The sequence below is a fragment of the Salinispirillum sp. LH 10-3-1 genome, from assembly GCF_030643825.1.
Classification (GTDB): domain Bacteria; phylum Pseudomonadota; class Gammaproteobacteria; order Pseudomonadales; family Natronospirillaceae; genus Salinispirillum.
Genome location: NZ_CP101717.1, coordinates 1,718,187 through 1,743,491, shown reverse-complemented (window position 1 = coordinate 1,743,491; position 25,305 = coordinate 1,718,187). Strand labels below are relative to the sequence as shown.

Annotated in this window: 28 protein-coding genes; 10 read left to right on the top strand and 18 right to left on the bottom strand. The window is 51.3% G+C overall.

What is annotated here, in order from left to right; genetic code table 11:
* Positions 1-15: 15 nt before the first annotated feature.
* Positions 16-612: an rRNA large subunit pseudouridine synthase E gene (locus tag NFC81_RS07695; protein WP_304993901.1), complete on the bottom strand. Its 597-nt coding sequence runs from the start codon at positions 610-612 to the stop codon at positions 16-18.
* A 119-nt stretch (positions 613-731) separates the two neighbouring features.
* On the opposite strand from NFC81_RS07695, the gene icd reads away from it, so the two are divergent.
* Positions 732-1,988, top strand: coding sequence for an NADP-dependent isocitrate dehydrogenase (gene icd / locus NFC81_RS07690; protein ID WP_304993900.1), 1,257 nt, complete (start codon positions 732-734; stop codon positions 1,986-1,988).
* Positions 1,989-2,175: 187 nt separating this feature from the next.
* Here icd and NFC81_RS07685 read toward each other — a convergent pair whose 3' ends face one another.
* Complete coding sequence (locus tag NFC81_RS07685; RefSeq protein WP_304993899.1) at positions 2,176-2,487, bottom strand: cold shock domain-containing protein; 312 nt, start codon at positions 2,485-2,487, stop codon at positions 2,176-2,178.
* A gap of 181 nt (positions 2,488-2,668) precedes the next feature.
* Between NFC81_RS07685 and clpS the strand changes: the two genes are divergently transcribed.
* Positions 2,669-3,022 carry an ATP-dependent Clp protease adapter ClpS gene (clpS, locus tag NFC81_RS07680; RefSeq protein ID WP_304993898.1) on the top strand — a complete coding sequence of 118 codons (354 nt, stop codon included), beginning with the start codon at positions 2,669-2,671 and terminating at the stop codon, positions 3,020-3,022.
* 15 nt (positions 3,023-3,037) lie between these two features.
* Positions 3,038-5,320 (top strand): ATP-dependent Clp protease ATP-binding subunit ClpA, encoded by a 2,283-nt coding sequence (gene clpA / locus NFC81_RS07675; RefSeq protein WP_304993897.1) that lies wholly within the window; start codon positions 3,038-3,040, stop codon positions 5,318-5,320.
* A 77-nt stretch (positions 5,321-5,397) separates the two neighbouring features.
* Here clpA and infA read toward each other — a convergent pair whose 3' ends face one another.
* From infA to aat, 3 genes are all read right to left on the bottom strand, one after another.
* Positions 5,398-5,616: a translation initiation factor IF-1 gene (gene infA, locus NFC81_RS07670; protein ID WP_304993896.1), complete on the bottom strand. Its 219-nt coding sequence runs from the start codon at positions 5,614-5,616 to the stop codon at positions 5,398-5,400.
* 106 nt (positions 5,617-5,722) lie between these two features.
* Positions 5,723-6,421 (bottom strand): arginyltransferase, encoded by a 699-nt coding sequence (locus NFC81_RS07665; RefSeq protein WP_304993895.1) that lies wholly within the window; start codon positions 6,419-6,421, stop codon positions 5,723-5,725.
* Positions 6,390-7,124: a leucyl/phenylalanyl-tRNA--protein transferase gene (aat, locus tag NFC81_RS07660; RefSeq protein ID WP_304993894.1), complete on the bottom strand. Its 735-nt coding sequence runs from the start codon at positions 7,122-7,124 to the stop codon at positions 6,390-6,392. Before aat ends, NFC81_RS07665 begins: the two co-directional genes overlap by 32 nt.
* Before the next feature lie 102 nt (positions 7,125-7,226).
* Between aat and NFC81_RS07655 the strand changes: the two genes are divergently transcribed.
* The 5 genes from NFC81_RS07655 to cysG all read left to right on the top strand — a co-directional run bounded on the left by NFC81_RS07655 (position 7,227) and on the right by cysG (position 14,482).
* A complete protein-coding gene (locus NFC81_RS07655) occupies positions 7,227-9,650 on the top strand; it encodes a DNA translocase FtsK (protein ID WP_304996941.1) in 2,424 nt (807 codons plus the stop codon).
* A gap of 14 nt (positions 9,651-9,664) precedes the next feature.
* Entirely contained in the window at positions 9,665-10,300 is a 636-nt protein-coding gene (gene lolA / locus NFC81_RS07650) for an outer membrane lipoprotein chaperone LolA (protein ID WP_304996940.1), read from the top strand.
* The gene (locus NFC81_RS07645) at positions 10,297-11,676 is read left to right on the top strand and encodes a replication-associated recombination protein A (RefSeq protein WP_304996939.1); all 1,380 of its coding nucleotides are present in this window, start codon (positions 10,297-10,299) and stop codon (positions 11,674-11,676) included. Before lolA ends, NFC81_RS07645 begins: the two co-directional genes overlap by 4 nt.
* 46 nt (positions 11,677-11,722) lie before the next feature.
* A complete protein-coding gene (serS, locus tag NFC81_RS07640) occupies positions 11,723-13,015 on the top strand; it encodes a serine--tRNA ligase (RefSeq protein ID WP_304996938.1) in 1,293 nt (430 codons plus the stop codon).
* A gap of 66 nt (positions 13,016-13,081) precedes the next feature.
* Positions 13,082-14,482, top strand: a complete 1,401-nt coding sequence (gene cysG, locus NFC81_RS07635) for a siroheme synthase CysG (protein ID WP_304996937.1) — start codon at positions 13,082-13,084, stop codon at positions 14,480-14,482.
* A 255-nt stretch (positions 14,483-14,737) separates the two neighbouring features.
* On the opposite strand, the gene NFC81_RS07630 is transcribed toward cysG, so the two are convergent.
* From NFC81_RS07630 to NFC81_RS07615, 4 genes are all read right to left on the bottom strand, one after another.
* Positions 14,738-15,157, bottom strand: a complete 420-nt coding sequence (locus NFC81_RS07630) for a GNAT family N-acetyltransferase (RefSeq protein ID WP_304996936.1) — start codon at positions 15,155-15,157, stop codon at positions 14,738-14,740.
* A gap of 81 nt (positions 15,158-15,238) precedes the next feature.
* Positions 15,239-15,316: a DUF6500 family protein gene (locus NFC81_RS15980; protein ID WP_370529905.1), complete on the bottom strand. Its 78-nt coding sequence runs from the start codon at positions 15,314-15,316 to the stop codon at positions 15,239-15,241.
* A gap of 183 nt (positions 15,317-15,499) precedes the next feature.
* The gene (locus NFC81_RS07620; protein ID WP_304996935.1) at positions 15,500-15,835 is read right to left on the bottom strand and encodes a DUF1294 domain-containing protein; all 336 of its coding nucleotides are present in this window, start codon (positions 15,833-15,835) and stop codon (positions 15,500-15,502) included.
* A 425-nt stretch (positions 15,836-16,260) separates the two neighbouring features.
* A complete protein-coding gene (locus NFC81_RS07615; protein WP_304996934.1) occupies positions 16,261-16,656 on the bottom strand; it encodes a DUF4398 domain-containing protein in 396 nt (131 codons plus the stop codon).
* 200 nt (positions 16,657-16,856) lie between these two features.
* Between NFC81_RS07615 and NFC81_RS07610 the strand changes: the two genes are divergently transcribed.
* Complete coding sequence (locus NFC81_RS07610; RefSeq protein ID WP_304996933.1) at positions 16,857-17,015, top strand: DUF3309 domain-containing protein; 159 nt, start codon at positions 16,857-16,859, stop codon at positions 17,013-17,015.
* 99 nt (positions 17,016-17,114) lie between these two features.
* On the opposite strand, the gene NFC81_RS07605 is transcribed toward NFC81_RS07610, so the two are convergent.
* The 6 genes from NFC81_RS07605 to NFC81_RS07580 all read right to left on the bottom strand — a co-directional run bounded on the left by NFC81_RS07605 (position 17,115) and on the right by NFC81_RS07580 (position 21,700).
* On the bottom strand, positions 17,115-17,501 hold the full coding sequence (locus NFC81_RS07605) for a DUF4398 domain-containing protein (protein WP_304996932.1): 387 nt from the start codon (positions 17,499-17,501) through the stop codon (positions 17,115-17,117).
* A gap of 235 nt (positions 17,502-17,736) precedes the next feature.
* The gene (locus NFC81_RS07600) at positions 17,737-18,372 is read right to left on the bottom strand and encodes a DNA alkylation repair protein (protein ID WP_304996931.1); all 636 of its coding nucleotides are present in this window, start codon (positions 18,370-18,372) and stop codon (positions 17,737-17,739) included.
* A gap of 29 nt (positions 18,373-18,401) precedes the next feature.
* A complete protein-coding gene (locus NFC81_RS07595) occupies positions 18,402-19,106 on the bottom strand; it encodes a DNA alkylation repair protein (protein ID WP_304996930.1) in 705 nt (234 codons plus the stop codon).
* Between the two features lie 87 nt (positions 19,107-19,193).
* Entirely contained in the window at positions 19,194-19,601 is a 408-nt protein-coding gene (locus NFC81_RS07590) for a VOC family protein (protein ID WP_304996929.1), read from the bottom strand.
* Positions 19,602-20,184: 583 nt separating this feature from the next.
* Positions 20,185-20,667, bottom strand: a complete 483-nt coding sequence (locus tag NFC81_RS07585) for a cupin domain-containing protein (protein WP_304996928.1) — start codon at positions 20,665-20,667, stop codon at positions 20,185-20,187.
* A 115-nt stretch (positions 20,668-20,782) separates the two neighbouring features.
* Positions 20,783-21,700, bottom strand: a complete 918-nt coding sequence (locus tag NFC81_RS07580; protein WP_304996927.1) for a LysR family transcriptional regulator — start codon at positions 21,698-21,700, stop codon at positions 20,783-20,785.
* 143 nt (positions 21,701-21,843) lie between these two features.
* Here NFC81_RS07580 and NFC81_RS07575 point away from each other — a divergent pair, with 143 nt between their 5' ends.
* On the top strand, positions 21,844-22,839 hold the full coding sequence (locus NFC81_RS07575; RefSeq protein WP_304996926.1) for an NADP-dependent oxidoreductase: 996 nt from the start codon (positions 21,844-21,846) through the stop codon (positions 22,837-22,839).
* Positions 22,840-22,913: 74 nt separating this feature from the next.
* Here NFC81_RS07575 and NFC81_RS07570 read toward each other — a convergent pair whose 3' ends face one another.
* From NFC81_RS07570 to NFC81_RS07560, 3 genes are all read right to left on the bottom strand, one after another.
* A complete protein-coding gene (locus NFC81_RS07570; protein WP_304996925.1) occupies positions 22,914-23,387 on the bottom strand; it encodes an NYN domain-containing protein in 474 nt (157 codons plus the stop codon).
* A 92-nt stretch (positions 23,388-23,479) separates the two neighbouring features.
* Positions 23,480-24,286 (bottom strand): SDR family oxidoreductase, encoded by an 807-nt coding sequence (locus NFC81_RS07565; protein WP_304996924.1) that lies wholly within the window; start codon positions 24,284-24,286, stop codon positions 23,480-23,482.
* A 33-nt stretch (positions 24,287-24,319) separates the two neighbouring features.
* Complete coding sequence (locus NFC81_RS07560) at positions 24,320-24,703, bottom strand: DUF302 domain-containing protein (protein ID WP_304996923.1); 384 nt, start codon at positions 24,701-24,703, stop codon at positions 24,320-24,322.
* Positions 24,704-25,305 lie beyond the last annotated feature (602 nt).

Here is a 25,305-nt window from a genome sequence, read left to right as displayed (position 1 = left end):
TTGCCTAGGCCGCTTTTAGCCTCTGAAGTTTTTACGCCTTAGGGGTTTCTTTCTCAAAGGAGCGCTTGTATGGACGGAGATCTCCCTATGCGCGCCGGGCATTAGGCCGTCCAACGACCATGGCCCGATCGCGTAGCGAATCAAACGCAGGGTAGGGAAGCCCACGGCGGCGGTCATGCGCCGTACTTGGCGATTCTTCCCTTCACCGATCTGCAAACTCAACCAGCTGTCTGGGATATTTTGCCGTTCACGAATTGGCGGGTTACGAGGCCATAACCACGGCGGTGGGGCTTGCCGTTGAGCTTTGGCGGGTAAAGTTTTGCCGTCTTTCAGCATCACGCCACTGCGCAGTGCCTGCAATGCCTCATCCGTAACATCACCTTCGACCTGTACCCAATAGCTTTTCGGCATCTTTTTCTTCGGGTGTGCGATCTGATGCTGCAAAGCGCCATCGTCGGTTAACAGCAACAGGCCTTCAGAGTCGTAGTCGAGGCGTCCAGCAGGATAGACGTTGTGTACCGTAACAAAGTTTGCCAATGTGGCTCTGCCAGCGTCATCGGTGAACTGAGACAGCACATTGTAAGGTTTATTGAACAAAATTAATTTCGCCAAGGCATGCCTCTTTTATCATCTTTTGGTCGAACGTTGGCGTCAGACGCTACCAGATCATTCGTCATTTCGGTATACTTCGGCACCGCAAAACGCCCTTTCCTTGAAACATGGAGCGAAATATGGCTTACCAAAAGATCCAGGTGCCTGCTGAAGGAACCAAGATCACCATCAATACCGATGGTTCTCTGAATGTACCGAATAATCCTATCATCCCGTTCATCGAAGGCGATGGTATCGGTGTAGACGTTACGCCACCTATGCTCGACGTATTGAATGCCGCGGTTGAAAAAGCCTACGGCGGCGAGCGCAAACTGGTGTGGATGGAAGTCTTTGCCGGAGAAAAAGCCGTTAAAGTATATGGCGACGATACTTGGTTGCCAGAAGAAACATTGGAAGCCCTGCAAGAATTCAAAGTGGGCATCAAAGGCCCCCTGACGACGCCAGTGGGCGGCGGCATCCGTTCTTTGAACGTGGCCATTCGTCAGAAGCTTGATCTGTTCGTTTGCCAGCGCCCTGTATTGTGGTTCACCGGTGTGCCTAGCCCAGTGAAAAACCCACAAGACGTGGACATGGTGATTTTCCGTGAAAACTCAGAAGACATCTACGCAGGTATCGAGTGGAAAGCTGGTTCGCCAGAAGCGAAGAAAGTCATCAAGTTCTTCACTGAAGAAATGGGCGTGACCAACATCCGTTTCGAAGACATGTGTGGTATCGGTGTTAAACCAGTATCGGAAGAAGGCACTAAGCGCCTAGTACGCCAAGCCTTGCAGTACACCGTGGACAACGACCGTGAGTCGCTGACCCTGGTACACAAAGGTAACATCATGAAGTTCACCGAAGGTGCCTTCAAAGATTGGGGTTACGAAATCGCGCGTGACGAGTTCGGCGCTGAGTTGTTGGACGGCGGCCCATGGATGCAGTTCAAAAACCCGAAAACGGGCAAAAACATCATCGTTAAAGACGTGATTGCAGACGCTATGCTGCAGCAAATCTTGTTGCGCCCAGCGGAATACGATGTTATTGCGACCCTGAACCTGAACGGCGACTACCTATCAGATGCTCTGGCGGCAGAAGTAGGCGGTATCGGTATCGCTCCGGGTGCGAACCTGTCTGACACCGTCGGCGTTTTCGAAGCCACTCACGGAACAGCGCCTAAGTACGCTGGCCAAGACAAAGTGAACCCTGGTTCATTGATTCTGTCAGGTGAGATGATGCTGCGCCACTTGGGTTGGACTGAAGCTGCCGACATGATCCTGAAGGGTACGTCTGCTGCCATCGGCGACAAGAAAGTAACCTATGACTTCCATCGCCTGATGGACGGTGCTGAGCTGGTTTCTGCGTCACAATTTGGTAAAGAAATTATCGCTCGCATGTAATTGCGGCCTGTAATCTTCAGACAAACAAAAGGGTACCAATGGGTACCCTTTTTTTCGGGTTGGATCTTGAATAAAGCGGGGAGATTTTTACCCCAAATTTAGACTCAAAAAGTCTTAACGACAGACTCTTTCATCTGTCAGCGAGTACGGGCACGGATCGAGCCACAAAAAAACCAAACATCTATCGTTATTGATTAACTGCTTTGGCCTCTTCGCTTGCCGATGTTTCCTGAACGGGGGCATCCAGATCAATCTGGCTCATTTCCAGTGCCAGTCGATTGGCTTCTTCCTCGGTCTTACACGGGTGAATGTGCACCGCGTGTATGCCCTTATCTACTTGCATGGTATCGAACGCGACCGGCTGTCCAGCCTTTAAGGTCTTGTAGCCTTCCATCACAATGGTAGAGTAGTGCGCGAATAGGTCTTCGTCGCTGCCATCGGCTAGAATAAACCCGTAACCTTTTGCGTTATTGAACCACTTAACTTTCCCTGCAGGCATGACTTCACTCCTGAACTGCTATTTGAGGTAGAATGTTCGTACCGGGCAGCTACTGCACAAATTCTGACCAGTCGGTAATCAATGTAGTAGTCGACAAACACCGGTGTCAAGTATAGTTTGGTGAAACATGATCCAATGCGCATTTATTGCAGTAATTGAAGAAAGAGTCTAAAGATCAGATATGTTGAGCATGAATTCCACCAGCGGCACTGTATTCGGTCAGCATGATCAAACAGAAAGTCCTGTAGTAAAACCCCAAGTAGCCGATCCAGAGTTAAAGAGGCCGGCGATGTACCGCGTGGTGTTGATAAATGATGACTACACCCCCATGGAGTTTGTAGTAGAGGTTTTAGAAGTATTTTTTAACATGCAACGGGAACAAGCCACGCAAGTGATGCTGGCTGTACATACGCAAGGCAAAGGTGTGTGTGGCGTCTATACTAAGGATATTGCGGAGACCAAGGCAACACAGGTGAATCAGTGTGCACGTGATCACGAGCATCCACTGATGTGTGAAGTAGAACCATTGGAATAGCGAGCGAGGTGGCTTATGTTAAGCAAAGAACTCGAAGGTACGCTCAATCAGGCTTTTAAAGAAGCTCGCGATAAGCGCCATGAATTCATGACGGTAGAGCACTTGTTGCTGGCTCTACTCGACAACAGTGCAGCGACGGAAGTTCTGGATGCCTGTGCGGTAGACGCTGAGCGTTTGCGCCGTGAACTGAGTGAGTTCATTGACGCCACGACGCCTTTAATTCCAGAAAAAGATGAAGAGCGGGACACGCAACCGACGCTGGGCTTCCAGCGCGTATTGCAGCGCGCCGTTTTCCACGTGCAGTCGTCGGGCAAGAATGAAGTATCAGGAGCTAACGTGTTGGTTGCCATTTTCAGTGAGCAGGAGAGCCAAGCGGTTTACCTGTTACGCCAACAGAATGTCAGTCGCATCGATGTGGTGAACTTTATCGCCCACGGTATTTCGAAAATTGAAGACGGTGCTACCGACGATGGTGCGCGCGCTCGCGAAGCGCAGAGTGAAGAAGCCGTCGACAGCGAAACAGGCGAAGGGCTAGAAAGCTTCGTGGCCAATCTTAATGAGCTGGCACGCCGCGGAAAAATCGACCCACTGGTGGGGCGCGAGAAAGAAGTTGAGCGTCTGGTCCAGGTGCTGTCACGCCGTCGTAAGAACAACCCATTGTTGGTGGGCGAGAGCGGCGTGGGCAAAACAGCCATCGTCGAAGGCTTGGCCAAGAAGATCGTAGAGGGTGACGTACCCGACATCATCAAAGACGCTGAAGTCTACTCGTTGGACCTTGGGGCTTTGTTGGCCGGTACCAAATACCGGGGTGACTTCGAGAAACGCTTGAAGTCGCTGCTGTCGCAACTTAAGAAGCGCGAAAAAGCCATTCTGTTCATTGATGAAATCCACACCATCATTGGAGCGGGTGCTGCCTCGGGTGGCGTAATGGATGCCTCTAACTTGCTGAAGCCTATGCTAAGCAGTGGTGAGTTACGTTGCGTCGGCTCAACTACGTTCCAAGAGTTTCGTGGCATCTTCGAGAAAGACAGCGCACTGACCCGTCGTTTCCAGAAAATCGACGTGGTAGAACCGAGCGAAGACGACACCTATCAGATCCTCAAGGGCCTGAAGAGTCGTTTCGAAGAGCACCATGACATTCGCTACACCGACAAAGCCCTGCGCACAGCGGTGACGCTGAGTTCGCGCTACATCAACGACCGTCATATGCCCGATAAGGCCATTGACGTGATTGATGAAGCCGGTGCCGCGCAGCGCCTGAAGCCAGTGAGCCGTCGTAAGAAGGTCATTGGTGTTGGCGAAATCGAAGAGATCGTTGCGGTTATTGCACGTATTCCGCCGAAGTCGGTATCGCGCAATGACAAAGAACTGCTCAAGAACCTTGAGCGGAACCTGAAGATGACGGTATTCGGTCAAGATGACGCCATCGATACACTGGGCAGTGCCATCAAGATGGCCCGCGCCGGGTTGAAAGACGGCGATAAACCGATCGGTTCCTTCTTGTTTGCGGGCCCAACCGGTGTCGGTAAGACCGAGGTAACACGTCAATTAGCCGAAGCCTTAGGTGTCGAACTGATTCGCTTTGATATGTCGGAGTACATGGAACGGCACACAGTCTCACGCTTGATTGGCGCGCCTCCTGGCTACGTCGGGTACGATCAAGGTGGTTTGTTGACCGACGCTGTGACCAAACATCCGCATTCGGTGTTATTGTTGGACGAAATCGAAAAGGCGCATCCTGAAGTCTTTAACTTGCTATTGCAGGTCATGGACCACGGCACGCTGACCGACAACAACGGCCGTAAAGCAGATTTCCGCAACGTGATATTGGTCATGACCAGTAATGCAGGTGCAGAAGACATGAACCGCCGTTCGATGGGCTTCACGGCCCAAGATCACGCGACAGATGGCTCCGAAGCGATTCGTAAGATGTTTTCTCCGGAGTTCCGCAACCGCTTGGACGGTATCATTCAGTTCAATGCGTTGCCGCGTGAAGTCATCATGTCCGTGGTGGACAAGTTCTTGGTTGAACTGCAAGTGCAGTTAGACGACAAGAAAGTTCATATTTCGGTTCAAGACGACGCGCGTGAATGGCTCGCTGAACATGGCTATGATAAGAGCATGGGCGCTCGACCAATGGCTCGCTTGATCCAAGAGGAGATTAAGAAGAAGCTGGCGGATGCTTTGTTATTTGGTGTGCTGAGTGCTGGCGGTGAGGTCGATGTGTCGGTCAAAGAGGATCGACTGCACTTTATGTTTAAGGAGTCGAAGACGGGTAAAGTCCTAGAAGAAGCCTGATAAAGGCCTTCTACGGATACAAAAAAAAGCGCCGAAAGGCGCTTTTTTTTTGGTGTATCCAAAGTAGCAGCAGGGAATTACTTAGAGCGATAAACGATACGGCCTTTCGTCAGGTCGTAAGCCGTCAGTTCCACTTTCACCTTGTCGCCAGTCAGGATACGGATGTAGTTCTTCCGCATTTTGCCAGAGATATGAGCCGTAATAACGTGCCCGTTTTCCAGTTGTACGCGGAACATGGTATTTGGCAGAGTGTCAAGAATCTCGCCTTCCATTTCAATGACGTCTTCTTTCGCCATAATGCCTGTGTTTCCTCAGATATCGTGATTTGTGGCGCGCAATTCTGCCTGAAAAAGAGACAAAGGGCAAAACTTATGTCGGAATCCGGTAAATCGCGGCCTAACTTCAACGTATCAAGCGTTGCCAGCGATCGTCTTGATAGATTTCAGCAGGCTGAAAGTCGGCTTTGTAGCGCATGTTTGGCACAGACGACAGCCAATAACCCAAATACAAATAGGGGAGTTTCAACTCCTTGCAGGCGCGCCACAATTGCAGAATGGCTAGGGTGCCCGGAGAAAGGTCGCTGTGATCGGGGTCAAAGAAGGTATAGACCGCACTGAGTCCCTGACTGAATTGATCAACAGCAGCCACCAGCAACAACTCATCCTCCAATCGAGCCTCCAACAAGAAACCAAATTCCGAGCGCTGAAGTAGAAAACGGTAGAAGTCCTCTTTGGCGGGCGGAAACATATCGCCATTACGATGTCGTTCGTTGATGTAGCGTTCGTACAATTGCCAGTAGGCTTCTTCGTAATGCACAGGGGTGACCTGCCAGCGCACGACAGGGTCAGCTTTTTTCAACATTCGTCGGTGGCGGCGGGCGGGCTGATATTCGTTTACCAACACTCGTAGCGATTGACATTCATTGCACCCGGTGCAGTCCGGCCGATAGAAGTGTGAGCCGCTGCGCCGGAACCCTTGTAGATTCAACACCTCATACATCTCTGGCGTAATCGTGGCGTCTGGGTCAATAAACAGCGTTTCTGCCTGCCGATCGTTCAGATAACTGCAATTATGAGGTGACGTCTTGAATAAACGCGTCAACGCTAAACTCCTGAGAAATTACTTTAAATGTACTGGGTTGGTGAACTGCGTCATGCAAGTGCCCCTCGAAGGCATTCCTCGGTAGTAGACTGGCACCCATCGACATCAAATGCGCGTTCTCCACCTGTGCGTCGATGAGACTCCACGCCCCAGAACGTGCCAAATAGTCAACCACCGCCAAAGCAATCTTAGACCCACCAGTGTGGGTAGAGAACATGGATTCACCAAAAAACATTTGCCCCAATGAAACACCGTAAATGCCCCCCATTAACGTCATGCCATCCCACACCGATACCGCGGTGGCGAGGCCGGCTTTATGCATCGCATAATACGCCTGCTGCATTTCATCGGTAATCCAAGTGCCGGGCTGCCCATGGCGCTCAATGCTGGCACAGTGTGACATGACTAATTCAAAGTCTTGGTCAATCCGAATAGACAGCTCACGCATGCCACGCAGTTGGCGTTTTAAACGGCGACTGAGATAGAGCTCGCCGGGAACGAACACACAGCGCGGGCTTGGTGACCACCAGAGGATGGGTTCTTGATCGGCATACCAAGGAAAGATGCCATTTTGGTAGGCTAATGTCAGCCAAGGGGTGGTCAGGTCGCCGCCCGTCGCCAGCAAGCCATTCGGGTCGTCGAGGGCATGAAGGGTCGGAGGAAAAGCCGGCGGGCCGTTGGGGTTAAGCCAAAAGATGGACATACAACATTACATTTCTAGATGGGTGCATAGAATGCTATAGTACGCGGCAATCTGAGCGAGTGAAATACTCGCCGTATCTTCTTGTTTATAAAGCCTTTTTATATGAGCTTCGACGCACAAAAACAGTATCACTCCACTCGCCATCGTTTTCTGAACGAAGGGCTTGCTCTTGTGTTGGCCGCTGTCACGCTGCTCACTGCTCTGGCTTTGTATTCTTTTAACCCGAGTGACCCCGGTTGGGTGTCGAGCGGGCAGGGCAGAGGTGTTTCCAATCTGGCGGGTACTGCAGGGGCTTGGTTCTCTTCGTTTATGGTTGCCGTCGCTGGCTGGGTTGCTTTTCTCATACCGCCAGCCTTTGCGATGCTCACCTTAACGGTGGTGCGTTTGCGCAAATCAACCGAACTATGGTTTTGGCCACTGATTTTGCTGCGCGTGATCGGCATCTTCTTTTTCACCATGGGGGCCAGTGCGCTACTGACCCTGCACTTCTCATCTGAGCTAGAGTTCAGCGCTGGTGGCTACGTGGGCATAGCGGTCAGTGAATGGTGGTTTCCATACCTAGGTTTGATGGCATCCAGCCTGGTCAGCCTGATCTTTTGCCTGTTGGGTTTGACCTTGGCAACCAATATCTCGTGGATTCGCCTGTGCGAACGAGTAGGGGACTGGGTTATTTCCGGCTTTTCCGCACTGGCCCAGAAGCGCATGAAATCACGTGAAGCCCGGCTGGCTCAGCGTGAGACAATTCAGCGCCGCCGTGAAAACCTGGATGTGCATCTTGACGACTCACCACGTGCCAGTGCTCTGAGCATGCGTCAAGGTAACGACATGGCACCAGCGGCACGGCAGAAACCACGCCGCGAACCCGTCATTGCTGCCGCCTCAAGCGTTGACCCAGACGTCGTCGTAGCAGAACCACCGAGGGCCCGTCAGGTTAAGATAGAGCCTCTGAAATCCGAACAAAAGCCTGACATTTCTGATCGTGCGATTAAAGACAAACAGCAGATTCTGTTTGATGACGCCCTTAAAGGCACCTTGCCAAGCTTGTCGCTACTCGACCCTCCAAAGCATCAGCCGGAAGCAGGCTATTCAGAAGAGCGGCTGGAAGAGCTCTCGCGCTTGCTAGAAAGCAAACTCAAAGACTTTGGCGTGGTGGCCGAGGTCGTGGCGGTATGCCCGGGCCCCGTCATCACCCGTTTTGAAATTCAGCCCGCCGCTGGTGTCAAAGTCAGCAAGATTTCTAACCTGGCCAAAGACTTGGCGCGCTCATTGGCCATGATCAGTGTACGCGTGGTCGAGATCATCCCCGGGAAATCGGTGGTTGGTATCGAAGTCCCTAACGAAAACCGCGCCATCGTCAGCTTAAAGGATGTACTGTCATCAACCGCTTATGATGACGCCAACTCGCCCATCACGCTCGCATTGGGCCATGATATCGCCGGAGTTCCGGTGGTGGCGAACTTGGGCAAGATGCCGCACTTATTGGTTGCCGGTACCACAGGCTCCGGTAAGTCGGTGGGTGTAAACGCCATGCTGTTGAGCATCTTACTGAAGGCATCGCCTGAGCAGGTTCGCTTGATATTGATCGACCCGAAAATGTTGGAGTTGTCAGTATACGACGATATCCCGCATTTGCTGACGCCGGTTGTGACCGATATGAAGGACGCCGCCAATGCCCTGCGTTGGTGTGTGGCCGAAATGGAACGTCGCTACAAATTGATGTCTAAAGTCGGCGTGCGTAACTTGGCGGGCTACAACCGCAAAGTACAGGAAGCCGCAGCAGCCGGTCATCCGCTGAAAGATCCACTGTGGAAGGCGGAAGACCATTACGGCGAAGAAGCCCCCGATTTGGAGCACTTGCCGTTCATTGTTGTGGTGATCGACGAGTTTGCCGACATGATGATGATCGTCGGCAAAAAAGTAGAAGAACTGATCGCCCGTATCGCACAGAAAGCACGTGCGGCGGGTATCCACTTGATTCTGGCCACACAGCGGCCGTCGGTTGACGTCATCACGGGCTTGATCAAAGCCAACGTACCGACTCGTATCGCCTTCCAAGTGTCGTCGAAGATCGACTCGCGCACCATTCTTGATCAGGGTGGAGCAGAGCAGTTATTGGGGCATGGCGACATGCTCTATATGCCACCGGGCACCAGCTTGCCGATTCGTGTACACGGTGCCTTCGTAGACGATGACGAAGTACACCGCGTGGTCGCCGACTGGAAAAAGCGCGGGCAGCCGAACTACATCGAAGACATTCTCAGCGGCGACCAAGACAATTCAGGCATGCTGACTGGTCTTGTTGATGAAGACAACGACAACCCTGAATCCGATCTGCTGTTCGATGAAGCGGTAGCCTTTGTCACCCAGACACAGAAGGCATCGATTTCGTCAGTGCAACGAAAATTGCGTATCGGCTACAACCGAGCTGCACGTTTAATAGAGGCCATGGAAATGGCAGGCATCGTATCAACACCTGGACACAACGGGGTACGTGAAGTGCTTGCACCGCCACCCCCTGAACGATAGAACGAAGGAGAAGTATGCGTAAGCAATTCGCAGTCTTGGCAATTTGCACTGGCTCACTGATGGCTGCAACGACAGCCATGGCCGACGACATCGACGCCCTGATGGATCGTTTGAGCGATCTTGATACACTATCGACTGACTTCCGGCAGCTCACCTTGGATGCTGCCGAGACCAGCATTCAAACTTTGACGGGCACCTTGCAACTTGAACGCCCCAATAACCTGTATTGGTACAGCAATGCGCCCTACGAGCAGGCCATCTACGTCAGTGACGGTATGATTTGGATATACGACATTGACTTAGAACAGGCCGTTCGTCAGCCACTGGATGAACAGTGGGAACAGTCGCCTGCACTGGTGTTGACCGGCACACGAGAACAGATTTCCGCACGTTATGCCGTAACGCAAACCGCTGATCGGCCGCCGTTTGCCACCTTTACCCTTGAGCCATTGGGGGTCCGCAGTGCTATCGATTCATTGGCCTTGGCTTTTGATGGTAAGAAACCCACCAGCATTCGTTTGGTCGACAGTTTTAACCAAACCACATTGGTTAACTTTGACAATGTGGTGATGAACACGCCCATCGACGCCTCCGTATTCACGTTCAATCCGCCGGCGGGGGTGGATGTCATTGAACAGTTAGGGCCATGATCCGACAGCCCGGCAACGATCTTTTTGGAGCCAGCACGCCGCCGTATCAACCTTTGGCTGAACGTGTTCGCCCCAAACGTATCGAGGATTATCGCGGCCAATCGCATTTACTTGGCCCGCAAGGGCCTATTCATCAACTGCTGAAACAAAAAACACTGCATTCCATGATTCTCTGGGGCCCGCCAGGCACCGGTAAAACCACGCTGGCGCGTCTGTTAACACAGGCCATGGATGCAGAGTTTCAGCAGATCTCTGCCGTGATGAGTGGTGTCAAAGACATCCGTGAAGTGATCGAACGTGCCCAGGCCGCGCAACAGCGGGGCAGGGTGACGGTGCTCTTTGTCGATGAAGTCCACCGTTTCAATAAATCACAGCAAGACGCCTTTCTGCCCCATGTCGAAGCAGGCACCATCGTCTTAATCGGTGCTACCACGGAAAACCCGTCTTTTGAACTCAATCGCGCGCTGTTATCGCGCGCCACGGTTTACCGGCTTAAATCATTTACTGTCGAAGAACTGGAAGCCGTGCTGAGTCATGCACTGGAAACAGACGAAGCCCTGAGCCGATGCCGTGATCGTTTTGACCACGATGCCTTGGCACTGTTAGCTCAGGCCGCCATGGGTGATGCCCGACGCGCATTGAACAACCTAGAATCGGTCAGCTTGCAATTGTCGCCGGAGCAAACCGTAACGCCTGAATTGTTGGCCGAACTGCTTGGCGAACAAATCAAAGGGTTCGACAAAGGCGGTGATGTTTTCTACGAGCAAATCTCTGCTCTGCACAAGTCGGTACGCGGCAGCGATCCAGACGCGTCTCTGTATTGGTTTTGTCGGATGCTCGAAGGCGGAGCCGACCCGCTTTACATTGCACGCAGAGTGGTCCGCATGGCTTCAGAAGAAGTTGGTAACGCCGACCCGCGCGCTCTGCAACTGGCCATGAACGCCTGGGACGTACAGACGCGCCTCGGTTCGCCCGAAGGCGAGCTCGCTGTCGCCCAAGCCGTTGTCTACATCGCTTGCGCTGCTAAATCGAACGCCGTGTATACCGCTTACAACGCCATGCGCGAAACGGTGAAAAACACCACCGACTATGACGTACCGATGCACCTACGTAATGCCCCGACGACCTTGATGAAAGACATGGGCATGGGGCAAGGCTACCGTTATGCGCACGACGAGCCGGACGCTTTTGCTGCTGGCGAGAGTTATTTTCCCAAAGAAATTCAGGATATTCGCCACTATTATCCGGTTGAACGTGGCTTGGAAGGTAAAATTGCGGCAAAATTGGCCCATCTGAGAAGCCTAAACGAGACGGCAACCCAGAAACGCTACACATCCCCTCAGCCGGGAACTTCAAAAGACACTCAGAACGACTAAATCGCTTCTGATCTAAACCAGTACGTTGTAAAAACAGGAAGGTAAAATGCTCGACATTAAAGCTCTGCGACAAGATCCCGAAGGCATCGCCCAATTACTGGCGCGTAAAGGTTTCTCGTTCGATGTGAGCACCTTTCAATCCCTGGAAGCACAACGTAAGTCGCTGCAAGTTGAATCAGAGCAGCATCAAGCCGCCAAGAACAAGCTGTCCAAGAAAATTGGTGAATTGATCGGGCAGGGTATGGCTGTTGCTGATGCCCGCGCCCAAGTGGACAAAGACAGCGCCAGTCTCAACGACCGCATGGATGAACTGAATCAGCAACTGAAAGTCATTCAGGAGCAACTCGACAATCTGTTGCTTGGCGTGCCTAACGTACCACATGAATCGGTACCCGAAGGCGCTGACGAAGACGCTAACGTCGAAATTTTGCGCTGGGGCGAGCCAACTAAACTAGCCTTTACACCCAAAGACCACGTGGACGTCGGTACCCAGCTTGGCGGACTGGATTTTGAAGCCGGCATTAAGTTAACGGGCAGCCGTTTCGTGGTCATGCGTTCGCACATTGCGCGGTTGCACCGTGCCTTGGCGCAGTTCATGTTAGACACACACACCGCCGAACACGGCTATGAAGAAGTGTACACACCGTATTTAGTGAACGCGGATTCGTTGTATGGCACCGGCCAGTTGCCCAAATTTGCTGAAGATTTGTTTCATGTGCCTTTCAACAACACGGATTACTACCTGATCCCGACCAGTGAAGCGACGTTAACGAATCTCGCACGCGACGAAATTCTGGAATTGCCCGAAGACGGACGTCTGAAATTCACCGCCCATACACCATGCTTTCGCAGTGAAGCCGGGTCACACGGCCGTGACACACGCGGTATGATCCGTCAGCACCAGTTCGATAAAGTCGAAATGGTGCAGGTTGTCCGTCCAGACGTGTCTTATGACGCACTTGAAGAACTGACAGGGCACGCTGAAGTCATCTTGCAACGCCTGAGCTTGCCGTACCGCAAGGTGGTTCTCTGTGGTGGTGACATGGGCTTTGGCGCTGCCAAAACCTATGACTTAGAAGTCTGGATTCCGTCACAAGACACTTATCGCGAAATTTCCAGCTGCTCCAACATGACCGACTTCCAAGCCCGTCGTATGATGGCGCGCTGGCGCAACCCGGAAACCGGTAAACCGGAGCTGGTGCATACCCTAAACGGTTCTGGTTTGGCTGTTGGCCGTACCCTTGTGGCTGTGTTGGAAAACTACCAGCAAGAAGATGGCAGTGTGGTAGTGCCTGAGGTGTTGCGACCCTATATGGCTGGCTTAGATGTTATACGATAAGAGCTAAAGTACGGCTCTTGTAAGGGGCTCAAAGAAGCCCCTTTTTTATACAACAATGGTACCCCTATGGACTTTCTTCCGTTATTTCACCGCGTGACCGATCAAAAAGCCTTGATTGTTGGCGCGGGACCCATAGCAGCAAGGAAAGCACAGTTGTTGGTCGAAGCAGGGGCTCAGGTTACCCTGGTAGCGCCTGCGATTTCCGCTGCAGTGGCCGATCTCGCGCAAATGCACCCTCAGTTGATCGAAGTACTTCAAGCCTCTTACAGCGTCAGCCATATAGCCGGGCATCAAATCGTTATTGCCGCAACGGACTCCAAAGCCGTCAACTATCAGGTTGCCACAGACGCCAAAGCGGCGCATTTGCCGGTTAACGTGGTGAACGACCCCGATACTGGCACTTTTATCTTTCCTGCAGTCATCGATCGTTCACCCGTGGTAGCCGCTGTGTCCAGCAGCGGTGCAGCGCCCGTCTTAACGCGTTTAATGCGCGGTAAAATCGAAAGCCTTATTCCCGCCGGCTACGGCAAACTCGCTGAATTAGTAGGGCGTTATCGCCAAACGGTTAAAGACAAACTGCCAGAGGCCGAACGCCGCCGCTTTTGGGAGCATGTTCTGAGCGGCGTGATAGCCGATCGTGCCATGACAGGCCAACTCGACGTGGCAGAAAGCCTTCTGCAAGACGAACTGGACGCCTACGCCAAAAGCGCATCATCTAAGGGTGAGGTGTATTTGGTGGGAGCAGGGCCAGGCGACCCGGATTTGTTAACGTTTAAAGCGCTCCGCCTGATGCAGCAAGCCGACGTTGTATTGTACGACCGCCTTGTCAGCCCGGAAATTCTAGCGCTGGTGCGTCGTGACGCCGAGATGATCTACGTAGGTAAACGGCGCAGCGAACACGCTGTACCGCAAGACGGCATCAACGAACTGTTGGTGCAGCATGCCTTAGCTGGAAAGCGCGTTTGTCGATTGAAGGGCGGTGATCCCTTTATTTTTGGCCGTGGTGGCGAAGAGATTGACCGACTCGCCGACTCTGGTATTGAATTTCAGGTGGTGCCCGGTATAACGGCCGCCTCTGGCTGTGCTGCTTACAGCGGTATACCATTGACGCATCGAGATTATTCACAGTCCGTACGTTTTATCACCGCACACCTAAAAGATGGCAGCGCCAATCTGCCGTGGCAAGAACTGGTGCAGGCCAACCAAACTGTTGTATTTTACATGGGTTTAACCGGTTTATCGGAGATTTGTACCCAGTTACAAGCCCATGGCCGCAGCCCTGAAACTCCAATCGCTCTCATAGAAAAAGGCACCACACCGCAGCACAGAGTGTTTACCGGTACACTGAACACCATGGAAGCTTTAATCGCCAGTAAAGACGTATCGGCGCCAACGCTGATCATTGTTGGTGAAGTCGTACAGCTGCATCACCAATTGAACTGGTTCAAGAGCGCAATTGAAGGCTAAGTAGATTAAGATTAAGTGGTTAGCGTGGCCACGCTGCAGAAAGCCTACAACGGACGGTGAGCTATTGAGTTTAGAAGTGGCTAACTGAGTGGGGTATGCACGTAGTGGCACGCCATCTAAATACACACATAAAATCTCCGATAATTATTATTATCGGTATTGATGTATAGAGGCGAAAACACGGCTGTTTTGGACGCTCTCTATGGGCTTTTGGCCTACAGCAGCTACAAACGGGCCAACCGCACATCACATACATTAGGATTTAAACGACATCAGATAGTAACTGCCGTACACGCCTGTGCCGGTAGCTGACTTGAGGAAGCCTTTCGACTCATAGAAACGCACAGCGTTCACGTTATGGATCAGACACTTGAGACTCAGCTCTGCGTATTGAGATTTGGCGAATGCCAGCAACATACTGCCGGCACCGTTACGTACATGAACAGGTGCAACGTACAGATGATGAATAAAGCGCTCAGGCTCCCAAATTGAAATAAAGCCGACGACAGCGCCGGCTCTCATACACACCCAAATTCGCTCGCCATCGGTGTCACGTGCAAAATCGGCCAATTGAAACGCCGACGCATCCAACCAGATAAACGCAGACCGTCTTGACTCAAGGTAGATCTCGCTTAAAGCAGCAGCGAACTCCGGCGTAAATTCTTTAATTTCCAATTCTGGGCGCTACCTCTTTTATGATCAAAGCCCTGCTTCAACCATCCGTTGGATTTTGACCGCCTTCTCGAAGTGATCCAGCTAATGCGTTTTGATCCACCAGGTCGCTGCATCCATCAACATGTCAGGGGCATCGTTCTTATTGGAAAAATAATGCATAGAACGATAAACCCACGGTGTCGCCTTTAGACATCACTTTCTCTTGCGCAGACTTCGAGTATTTTGTTACGTAGCGCTTGGCGCATAAACTTTATCCTTTTTATTAAGATTGGTACGCACGACCTTCTCGCGCACAGGAACACCCTCTTCTACTGCTGACCCACACACAAAAAATCACCATGCTCAAAACAGATAGCCAAGCACCGCCAGATTCAATAACACCGTCAACCAATAAACAAACCGGAAAGATTTCTTGCGGGACTTATGCCTCAGCAATTGCTGCGCATACAGAGCGCCTGGCCAACCGCCAATCATCGAGAGCACATGCAGAGTGTTTTCTGGCGTACGCCGCCTACCAGACCCAGCAGCAGATTTATCCAGAGCATAGATAACAAAGGTAAGCAGGCTAATGCCTAAGTAGGCCCAAAGAACGAAAACGGGCAGAAAGCCCATCGCACAGAGTACTGCCACAACAAGCAGGAACGCACCAGCGAACATAAAGGAGGAGCCAACGCGCATTACTTTTCCTTAGAGCGGTCAATCCGCCAACAAATTCCATGCACTGTAGTTTGGCACTTTTGACGTATCGAAGAAAGCTGGGGATATCTAAGCGGGGTTCGAGCTGGAAGGTAACAGAGAGTGAAAAGCGTTGCGGCGACAGGCAAAATGCCCCCATTGCCGCAAGATCTAACCCGAACATCCTTGTCCGGTAAACGTGTGCGCTCCTAAAAATCGTTGTTACTGGTTAGGACCATCAATGATGATCTCAACACGTCAGTTCAAGTTTGGGTCGCTCTGCACTGCTGTCAACTTTTCACGCGCTTCAATCGAGCCTTCGGGTCCGTCTGGCGTAGAGGCACATGCGGCCAAAACCACCACCGAAAGTGCCATCGCGCCGTATCGAAATCTGCGTTTTAATGCAGTCGTGTTTAAAGCATTCATGATCACTCTCCCGTCCGGTTCATTTCTTCAAGAAGCGCATCAGTGCTGCGTCTCATTTCTTGGTTTATCTGAAGTGCCTTGGCAGATTCAGTGCGCACCAAGGCAAGCTCAGCAACGACCGAAGACTCCCGAGCAAGACGATCGGCCTTATCCATATCTTCGTCTCGTATGGCCTGTTCGGCTTCACTCAGCTTTTCTTGCGCTTCATCGAGCTCTGAACCTGCGTAATGTCGAGCACCAGCTCTTTCCGCTGTCACAATGGCTTCACGCGCACTGTTCATCGAAGAATCGCGAGCAACCGGATCGTAAGAGCAGGCAATCACTAGAAGGACCGCAACCACAACAAACAAGGCTGTGAGATACCGGCCACTTGTACTTCTGTTAACGACTGGAAACATTTCTAGATGCCTTTTCAGTTATGAAGATGACTGTAAAACCCGAAGCACGGAAAATGGTAAGTCACCATTTCCTGCCTGGTTCGTTTTTGTCACCTGAACTGTAATGCGGTGAATAAACTTCTTCTGTACGACACAGCACTGAACCCAACACCTTTCGTAAGCTAATGTCTTAGGCTCCATATTTCGAAAGAGAAACCGCAATGACCTTTCCGACAGTTTTGCTGATAATTTTGATTCTGGCTTTTCTGGGTACTTTGCCAACGTGGTCTCACAGCCGCGAATGGGGCTACATGCCCAGTGGCGTTTTAGGGGTAATCGTGGCAGTGATGTTGATTATGTTGCTGACGGGACGAATGTAGAATCGGGGAACCCACTAAGCCTGCGGCTTAATAGCGCAGGCTAGACAATTCAGGACTAGGTCAGAAACCTAACCTAAAACCTGAACTTTTGCACATGCATTACTCCCTAACTACCCTTTGCATACCATCTAGAAGCCCATCGACTCTGTTGCTCATTTGGACGACCTGCCGAAACTCAGTTCTCGCCATAGCCAGTTCAGCAAAAATGTAAGACTCCTGTGCAAGGCGCTTTGCCTTACTTACTTTATTATCGCTGACAGCCTCTTCGGCCCACATGAGCTTTTGCTTCGCATTTTCAAGTTCTGCCCAGGCGTGCTGACTGGCGCCAGCTCTTTCTGCATTCAGAATGGATTCACGAGCCGTGTTTATAGACAATTCGGGGGCTTTAGGTGCGGTACAAGCGCTCAGCAGTAGGGTAACGGATACCACCGCGAGCATGGTCACGACATATCGGTCACTTATATTTCTGTTGATGACGGGAATCATTTTTAGATGCCTTTTCAGTTTGAAAATGACTGATAAGACCCTTAACGCGGAGACTAAACCGAGTGTCAGCGTCTCATTTGGTTTTTTCTGTCACCTAAACTCTAATGCGGCAAATAAACTTCTTCTGTGCGATAGCGCACTTGGAATACGACCCTGCGATAAGATTTTTTGAGTCTGCGCTTTTCCAAAGCAATCTGCTCACCAAGCGACGGGCTACCTAGCACATTTCACAATGTCACTCCCGCTTAGAAACTTCTATCCTAATGAATTCAGGAAGGTACGACGGCACGCAGTTTTTTGACACATGCTCGTCTTTGTATAACCCCAGTGTTTCGCCAAGCTTAATGCAACGAGACCGGAACGCCGGCTCATGGACACCGATCTGGCCAGCGCAGAAATTCATCGTCCACTGCACGACTGGCTCAGCCGCCGCCAGATTCTTCTCCAGGGAGTCCATCAACTCCGAGGAGTTTCCGGGAGGTGTTTTTCCTGTCCACCGCAAGCGCGCTTGGTGATACCAAAAAAGCCGACGTAGAATGGGTGACGGGCTTGACTCCCACGTTTCCATCAGTGAAATGAGCTTCTTATCTTTCGCCAGTTGGTTGGCCATCAGCCAGTCAGCTAACTGACTACGCTCTGAATCATCGTGCTCCAGAATGTCTGCTGCCAGTTCATCAATCACGTCCTGTGTGAGACGCTTCTTGTCGAGAATGAGCACCGCAAGCAGACGAGGAAAGTAGGCTCCGGTCGCCCAAAGTTCCAACGCCAAATCATGGTCAGTTTTGATCTCTTTGGCGCACCGTTTGATATCGCCAAGCTTCGCGTCACTGATCTCTGAAATGAGCTTTTCCGCCCTTGCTGATACTGTCATTTTCCGCCTCCAATGTCTTTTTGAGTTGGTTAGCGTATTCCTAGCTTTTCTTTTAGCCAGTCTGTAGTCAGATGCTTTGCTACATCGAACGGCTCGCACTGGCCGCTGGCCGAGGTAAATTCTATCGCCCCTACTCTCTGCGCGACTTTCAAAGCGGCTGCGTTTAATGCCGCACTGCGCTTACCGATACCCATCAATGCAGAGCCCATCGCCATGCGAACCCCCTCTGACTCATCATCAATGGTTTCCGATACGAGTGCAATTTGCGCGAGAAAGAACTCATCGCTCGGCGCTTTCTTCCCTGTAAACTTCGACGCCTCGTAAAGCAACCCGTAACCGCAACGGCGCCGGACGGGGTCGTCACTGCGTACCAATTGCTCAGCAAGTTCTACCACAAAAGGGGTCTTCGCCAGCGTTGCATCACAGGAAGAAAACACATGGGCCAACATACCGCCGGCCAACTCCTCAACCTGGCGTTCGGCCTGATCTCGTGTGACCTGTACCGGGTCGTCAATCAGCAACGCGATGACTCGCGCATCGTACACGTCTGATTTCCAAAGTGCCTGCGCAAGCTCTCGGTTGCGACCCACCTGCTTCGCCAGCTTCCGTAAGCGCGTCAATCCTATGCCATAACTGGACATCCCCGCCGTTTTATCGCCCAGATTCTGCCAGTGCCTTATGCCCCGCTCGTCGCGCTCAGCTTCTAGCAGAGTAATGACCTCAGACACGTTCATTGTGGGATCTCCTGACTCTATGACTGCGATGCCCAGCCCAAGCGGCAACCGGTATCGCTAAAAATTACGACTCAGCCTTCAATTCACTCACTTTTGCGGCTTGGGCCAGACCAACTCCCACAAATGCCCGTCCGGATCTGTTACATACCCGATATAGCCACCGGACAACGCGTCGTCGGCCGCTGGCCCCACAGCATTGCCGCCGTGCATCGTCGCCTTGATTATAGCTGTATCCACATCATGCTTAGACTCAACAGCGCAACTCAGCACCGCTGGCGCGGCTGTTCCGGGAAAAAGTGCAGGGCGTTTAGCCTTCAGGGAATATTCTTCAAAGGCCGATTTGCCCATGAGAAATAACGAGAGGTTCGGAAATTCCAGAGCGATCATGTCGTCTTCAATCTGCGCCTCAGAAAAGCCGAAAACTGACTGGTAAAAACCCAATGTTTTATCCGCATCGGCCACCGGAAGGCAAAGCACAGTGGTTCTGATCTTCATATTATTCTCTCTAGGTTCAGCACAGGTGCGATACGAGCAATGAAACACATCGTCAGCCGTCTGTTCAACACTATATTGACTTCATGGCGTAGAACATAATCACTGTAAAGCAGGTGATTGACACTAATATTCCTAATACGGCAGAGAGTAAATATCCTCTTCGGGCTATCGCTAATCTGACAAGTCCAGCAATAGCAGAAATAGATAGCATGGTTATAAAAATTGTTAGATTAATATCAAAGAAGTACTCGGGCCCTAGAAAGAAAAATCACATAATAATCAAGCAGACAAAGGATGAAAGTGCTGACAAGGCTGAACTTTTTGCTCTAGTGGATATTTTCACAGGAAGACCTCGCTAGATAGGAATACAAGCCGTTTTTTATGTGACGCGTCGAAAGCGAACTGGGAAAACATGCATCTGTCGCTCGAAGTTCCAAAGCCAACCCGTGGTCAATTTTGAACTCTTTGGCGCGTTGTTTGACGTCACCAAGGTTCGCGCTGCTGATCTCATAAATGATTTCCTCTACCCTTGGTGATACTGTCACTCTCCGATTATCGTGTCTTGGCTCGGGTCGTTACGTAATTAATACGGCTCACCATTCTTGCGCGAACCCACCCAATCACCATTTTCCTTAACGACCCACTGGAAGTCGTCTTCATCGTAAACAGCTTTGTCGGTGTCACTTCGGGAACCGACGACGATAAAAGAAGCAACGTATTCAGTTCTGTTTACAAGACGATGCCCCTGCCCTTCATTGGCCTTGAACCCCATGCAGTCTCCTGCGGTCAGTTCGAAAGACTCATCTCCGTACAAAAGAACCAACTTGCCAGACAAAACATAGACGAATTCTTCAGACTCAGTATGCCAATGTTTCAGACCGGATGATCCGCCCGGCAGAATCGTCTCTAAATTCACGCCAAAACCAGTCAGACCGAATTGGTCTGATAGACCCCGACAAACCGAGCGTCCCATTTTCTTATGAAATTCTTCAGGAAAAGGATTGTCAGTTTCACCGGCAATTTTGATGGCTTTTATAGGTTTAGTCATATGTTCAATTTCCGCCATAAATAAATTCCCAGACACCGCTGACCTAACGTGCCAATAAAAGAACTTCATCGATGGGCAAAAAACGGCTGGCAGCCTGGATAAAAGGTTGTGCGGTTAGATCAGGAACTCCGTATCACTTTTCTTGTTCTGAAAACAACGGCACCTCAGCCACCAAAAAATCGACTGCAGCGCGTATTTTGGGTACCTGATAACGAATCTTTTGGTACAACAAGTAAATCGCTAACCCTGGCTCGGTTGTCACCTGTAAGGCAGGAAACACTTCAATAGGCAGCAATTCTCCTCGCTCTAAATAGGGCTTTAACACCCAGAGGGGCAGCATCAGAATGCCTTCACCCTTTAGTGCTCGATCTACCAGCCATCCCCCGGAGTTTGAAATAGCTACAGAGGGAGCAGAAACATCCTGCCAACGGCCATCCAGCTCGCAAATCCAACGTGTTGGCCCCTGCGGTGTGCGAAAATATAGCCCTTTGTGACTTTTCAGTTCCGTAGCGTCAAGCGGCGTTCCATAGTGTGCCAAGTACGCAGGCGCGGCAACTGCAATAAAGTCGTTATCCATCAATTTTATGGCTACCACCCTACTGTCAGGTGCGTAGCCGCCACGAACAGCAATGTCTACTTCATCTCGATCAAGCACACTCAGCTCATCACTGAGGGTAATGTCCAATTGAACATCCGGATAGCGCCGGTTAAACCGATCCATCAGCGGCAAGAGTATCAGCTCGCCGAAACCGACTGTAGAGCTAATGCGTAAGCGCCCCATGGGCTCGGTTTGATACAACTTTACGGCTTCGTCCGTCGCATCTAGCTGCGCCAACACCTCCGTTATGTCTCGGTAGTACCGCTGGCCAATCTCGGTGAGCCTGACCACGCGGGTTGATCGCGTTAGCAACGTAGCCCCAAGAAGCGACTCGAGGTCCGCTACACGGCGCGACAGAGATGACGGCGGCACGCGAAAATGCTCTGCAGCTTGAGAAAAACTCTTCGTTTCTGCCACTTTCACAAAATACTTGATGGCTTTCAGTTGATCCACAAGGCTACCTACGCTGCTATTATTGCTTTAATGACAATAGATATTCGCTAAACCAACGGTTTTTATCAAACTTTATTACCCAATAATAAGCTCAAGGCAAATTAACAGCCTATTGAAATGAATCACTACTCGGAGTTACACGCATGAGTCATTTTACCGCCATTAACCTGATAGGCCGTCCACACGGGCCTATTGGCCCCGACCTATTCGAAGTTGTCCAGAAGCCCATCCCAACCCCTAACGCCGGAGAGTTTCTAGTTCGCCAGACGCACATGTCACTGGATCCAGCCATGCTAGGTTGGATGTCTCCCGATACAGAAAGCTACATCCCACCCGTTGAATTAGGCACTGTAATGCGTTCTTCCGGCTTGGGTGAAGTGGTTGAATCGAACCACCCGGACTTCGCCGTAGGCGACCGCGCTATGGGCATGTTTGGCTGGCAGGAAATGGCCGTCAGTAATGGCAAGGGCGTCAACAAGGTGGATGCATCGCTGCCCCCTGAAATGCTGCTGTCGGTCTTCGCCTTGCCCGGCCTCACGGCTACGCAAGGGCTATACAATATTGGCAAACCTCAAGCCGGAGAAACCATCGTGGTGTCGGGTGCCGCAGGGTCTGTCGGCTCCATCGTTGGGCAGTTGGCCAAGGCTGACGGCTTAACCGTTATCGGCGTTGTCGGTAGCAAAGCCAAAGCCGACTGGATCACCAACGAGCTTGGTTTTGACGGCGCAATTAACTACAAAACCGATGATCTCAATGCCAAACTGGACGAACTTGCCCCCAACGGCATAGACCTCTATTTCGAGAACACTGGCGGCCCGATACAGCACAGCGTATTCGACCGCATGAATGCCCACGGGTGCATCATCGTTTGCGGCATGATAGCAGACTACACCGCAAGCCAACCGAGCCCCGGTCCAAACTGGATGAACATCATTAGAAAACGCCTGTTGATCCAAGGCTTTACGATGCCAGACCACCTACACAAGGCACCGGAATTACTGGCAAAACTGACGCCCTATGTGCAGCAAGGTAAGATTAAGTATCGCGCCCACACGCTGGAAGGGCTTGAATCGGCGATGACGGGTTTAAACCTGTTTTTCAGCGGTGAGAACCACGGCAAGTTGATCGTGAAACTGTAGAACAGGCTAAGCCGGTTTGATTAGGGGGTGCACTTGAAGTCGTGCACCCCCTTCGCACTGAAACCGTAGGATCGTCACAACAGAAGCTCATGGTCAATCGGCACAAAGCGGCTGGCGGCTTGCATCAAAGATCGTGCGGTTAGATCAGGCACGCCGTAAACATCGACATGGACATCGTAGCTCTGCCTAACCTTGTCGACCAGCAAATCGAAATCACCATCCCCTGAAACCAATACCACCCTGTCGACTTTGGGTGCCACTTCCATCACATCAATGGCTATGCCTACATCCCAATCGCCCTTTGCCGACCCATCCTGCCGCTGGATAAAGGGTTTTAAGCGAACCGTAAACCCAATGGCACTCAGAATGTTCTGAAACTGACGCTGTTTTTCATCGCCTCGATCAATGGCATAGGCAAAGGCTGCCATAACCTCATGCCCAGCCGTGGCCTGACGCCAGAACTGGTTGTAGTCGAATCGGCGACCATAAGACTCACGCGTGGTGTAGTAGACGTTTTGGACGTCGACGAACAGGGCTATTTTGCTCAAAGGACAGGGCTCCGTTTTTATTTATTCAGCGCGAAAGTTTGTCGCCGGGTCAGCAACCTAGCCTAACGCATTACCAATGCGCCACCTATTGATTAACGCACCTTAGACCGCCGAACTATCCGGTACAACAGTTCAGGGGCTAGACGTACCAGCAGTGCGCCAAGCCGTTCTTTGAACCCGCCTACCACAATGTAACTCTTGCCTTTCAGCAGCGTTTTAATGGTCTTCGTGGCAAAGTCATCAGCACTCATGGCAGTAGCCTGCGCATCGTCCATGGTGCCCAACGGCTTGCCATCGCCAGTCAGCGCGTTTTGGGAGACTTCCGTACGAACAAAGCCAGGAAATACCACCGCCACCCGAATGCCTTGGTCGAACAACTCAGCACGCACGCTGTTGGCCCACAGGTGTATTGCCGCCTTAGCGGCCGAGTAACTGCCGCGATACTGAGTACCGACCAAGCCTGCCACGCTGGACACAAACACCAGTTGGCCATGCTGTTGTTTAAGCATCTGAGGTAAGACAGCACGCGTCAGCGCGACTTGAGCGAAGTAGTCGACCTCCATGATCCGCCGATCTGTGTCATTGGTCGTCTCCATCACCAGAGAACGCTGACTGATACCCGCGTTATTGATCAGCCAATCCAGCTTTCCATAACGCGCAATAATCCTCTCCAGAGCTGCTTGATGCGCCGAGTGGTCACAAATATCCAGTACCACACTGAGGTGTCGGTCGGGCTCCGGCAATCGTTGCTGCACTCGGCTTAGCTCTGACTCTCGTCGCGCGCTCAACACGACCGAGGCACCCTGCTCCGCCAATTTCTGCGCTATGGCCTCACCGATACCGGAAGAAGCACCGGTAACCCAAATGACCTTGTTGTAAAGGGACTGCGTGTTAACCATAACGATAATTCATCTTTTACTAAGCCGGTGCCTTTATTTTGCTTCGTCGATCATCTGAATGGTTTTTTCTTCGACTTCTTGGGCAGTTTGGCCCAACGATGCATCATCAGACAACGCTGACAGCATTTGCGCTGGTTTAATAAGGCCAATCTTCGTCGTCATGTTTTCAGTAAATACAGAAATCCGACACGGCAATGCCATGTTGAGTCGCATATCAGCAGAAAGGACCTTAGCAGCCTGTACGGGATTACAGACCTCAAATACCTTGCACTGCTCTTCAAATGCAATGCCCTTGCTGCGAAGGGTTCCCCCCAAATCATGGATGTGCAGCACTCCAAATCCATTTCGAGCGACGGCTGTTTCTAGGTCTGTTACGGCTTGGTCAAACGATTTCAGTGTCTCAACGATGTAATACATGAATTATATTCTCTATGTGAATTGGTATGAAATACAGCCGACACGCGCAGCTGCGTAATGGAGGCAAAACTGCTCTCTACCCAATTTCGATTCAGGGCAAGATCTTCAGCAACCTGACTTTTCGCAGTGTCATGCACCGCCCGATCCACCATGCTCGTGTTTGCTTTCCTTTTGAAGTATTTGTACCCAGCTTAGTCCAATAACTCATTAACGCATCTCATCTCTTCGATGCTTTTACATCATCTCACTTTTATTGAATCACCCCGACTTTATCGGAGGGCATTTGCCGCCCGAAGCTTCATTTGCAATGCTCGCCAAACAGAGCGGACGAGCGATGTGTCGCTTGCCCTAAATTTCAGGTGATACCCCAATATAACCCCGCCTCGCGAGGAAAGTCCCATTGAAATCCTGTATAAACACTAGCCCAAGCATCTAGCGGCAACGCCGCGACGATAATAGTTAGCAGAAACTTTTTCATTCAGTGTGTAGTGGGTCCCTAATGTAACTTGCTGTTTTAAACCTTTTTGCTAGATAGCTCAGCCTTGTGTCGCGCTAACTGGAAGCACCCTGCAGAAAAAGCCAAAGACAGAAGACTGAGTGGT

Bases quoted from the DNA above. Each gene is read 5' to 3' on its own strand.
- icd (WP_304993900.1), top strand. From the start codon at position 732: ATGGCTTACCAAAAGATCCAGGTGCCTGCTGAAGGAACCAAGATCACC.
- NFC81_RS07685 (WP_304993899.1), bottom strand. From the start codon at position 2,487: ATGCCTGCAGGGAAAGTTAAGTGGTTCAATAACGCAAAAGGTTACGGG.
- clpS (WP_304993898.1), top strand. From the start codon at position 2,669: ATGTTGAGCATGAATTCCACCAGCGGCACTGTATTCGGTCAGCATGAT.
- clpA (WP_304993897.1), top strand. From the start codon at position 3,038: ATGTTAAGCAAAGAACTCGAAGGTACGCTCAATCAGGCTTTTAAAGAA.
- infA (WP_304993896.1), bottom strand. From the start codon at position 5,616: ATGGCGAAAGAAGACGTCATTGAAATGGAAGGCGAGATTCTTGACACT.
- aat (WP_304993894.1), bottom strand. From the start codon at position 7,124: ATGTCCATCTTTTGGCTTAACCCCAACGGCCCGCCGGCTTTTCCTCCG.
- NFC81_RS07655 (WP_304996941.1), top strand. From the start codon at position 7,227: ATGAGCTTCGACGCACAAAAACAGTATCACTCCACTCGCCATCGTTTT.
- lolA (WP_304996940.1), top strand. From the start codon at position 9,665: ATGCGTAAGCAATTCGCAGTCTTGGCAATTTGCACTGGCTCACTGATG.
- NFC81_RS07645 (WP_304996939.1), top strand. From the start codon at position 10,297: ATGATCCGACAGCCCGGCAACGATCTTTTTGGAGCCAGCACGCCGCCG.
- serS (WP_304996938.1), top strand. From the start codon at position 11,723: ATGCTCGACATTAAAGCTCTGCGACAAGATCCCGAAGGCATCGCCCAA.
- cysG (WP_304996937.1), top strand. From the start codon at position 13,082: ATGGACTTTCTTCCGTTATTTCACCGCGTGACCGATCAAAAAGCCTTG.
- NFC81_RS15980 (WP_370529905.1), bottom strand. From the start codon at position 15,316: ATGCATTATTTTTCCAATAAGAACGATGCCCCTGACATGTTGATGGAT.
- NFC81_RS07620 (WP_304996935.1), bottom strand. From the start codon at position 15,835: ATGCGCGTTGGCTCCTCCTTTATGTTCGCTGGTGCGTTCCTGCTTGTT.
- NFC81_RS07615 (WP_304996934.1), bottom strand. From the start codon at position 16,656: ATGTTTCCAGTCGTTAACAGAAGTACAAGTGGCCGGTATCTCACAGCC.
- NFC81_RS07610 (WP_304996933.1), top strand. From the start codon at position 16,857: ATGACCTTTCCGACAGTTTTGCTGATAATTTTGATTCTGGCTTTTCTG.
- NFC81_RS07605 (WP_304996932.1), bottom strand. From the start codon at position 17,501: ATGATTCCCGTCATCAACAGAAATATAAGTGACCGATATGTCGTGACC.
- NFC81_RS07600 (WP_304996931.1), bottom strand. From the start codon at position 18,372: ATGACAGTATCAGCAAGGGCGGAAAAGCTCATTTCAGAGATCAGTGAC.
- NFC81_RS07595 (WP_304996930.1), bottom strand. From the start codon at position 19,106: ATGAACGTGTCTGAGGTCATTACTCTGCTAGAAGCTGAGCGCGACGAG.
- NFC81_RS07590 (WP_304996929.1), bottom strand. From the start codon at position 19,601: ATGAAGATCAGAACCACTGTGCTTTGCCTTCCGGTGGCCGATGCGGAT.
- NFC81_RS07585 (WP_304996928.1), bottom strand. From the start codon at position 20,667: ATGGCGGAAATTGAACATATGACTAAACCTATAAAAGCCATCAAAATT.
- NFC81_RS07575 (WP_304996926.1), top strand. From the start codon at position 21,844: ATGAGTCATTTTACCGCCATTAACCTGATAGGCCGTCCACACGGGCCT.
- NFC81_RS07565 (WP_304996924.1), bottom strand. From the start codon at position 24,286: ATGGTTAACACGCAGTCCCTTTACAACAAGGTCATTTGGGTTACCGGT.
- NFC81_RS07560 (WP_304996923.1), bottom strand. From the start codon at position 24,703: ATGTATTACATCGTTGAGACACTGAAATCGTTTGACCAAGCCGTAACA.